The 775-nt window shown below is 69.0% G+C and carries 1 protein-coding gene; it reads left to right on the forward strand.

Going from position 1 to position 775, the window contains the following annotated elements; all coding sequences use genetic code 11:
• On the forward strand, window positions 1–775 hold a 775-nt coding region (locus tag ACFPZ3_RS70255; protein ID WP_379525389.1), incomplete at both ends, for an IS30 family transposase.

The raw sequence follows: 775 nt of genomic DNA on the forward strand, positions 1-775 counted from the left end.
GTCACGACTGGTCGGCGTGAACGAGCGGACTGGTCGTGCGTGGCGCAACGGCCGGTCTAGTTCTGGCAGGGTCAGGCCGCCCGCTCGACCCGAGCGGGCGGCCCGTCCGGTTCAGGACACGTCCCGCTACCTGCGCGAATGCGAACGCATCCAGATCGCTGATCGGCTGCGGGAGAAGGCCTCGATCCGGGTCATCGCCGCCGAGCTCGGGCGCAGTCCCTCGACCGTGAGCCGCGAGATCAGCCGTAACCGCACCGACGGCACCCGTGGCCAGTGGCATTACCGGCCGCATGCGGCCCAAGCCCGCGCCGATGCCCGGCGTCCGCGGCCCAAGCCGGGGAAGATAGGTGCCAACCCGGAACTGCGCCAGGTCATCCAGTCCTGGCTGGAACTGGAATGGAGTCCAGAGCAGATCGCTCAGAGCCTGCGTGCCCGGTTCCCCGACCGGCTGGAGATGCAGGTGTCGCACGAGACGATCTACCAGGCTCTCTACATCCAGGGACGCGGAGAACTGCGGCGTGAGCTCACTCGGGCGCTGCGGACCGGCCGCACCGCACGCAAGCCGCATCGCCGTCCCGACCAGCGTCAGCCCAGGTTCGTCGCCCCGATGGTGATGATCAGCGATCGGCCGCCCGAGGCCGAAGACCGGGCCGTGCCCGGCCATTGGGAGGGCGACCTGATCATCGGCAAGAATCAGAAATCGCAGATCGGCACCCTGGTCGAGCGCACTACCCGCTACGTCCTGCTCGTCCACCTGCCGCACGAGCGCACCGCC

This window comes from Nonomuraea insulae (assembly GCF_042656245.1).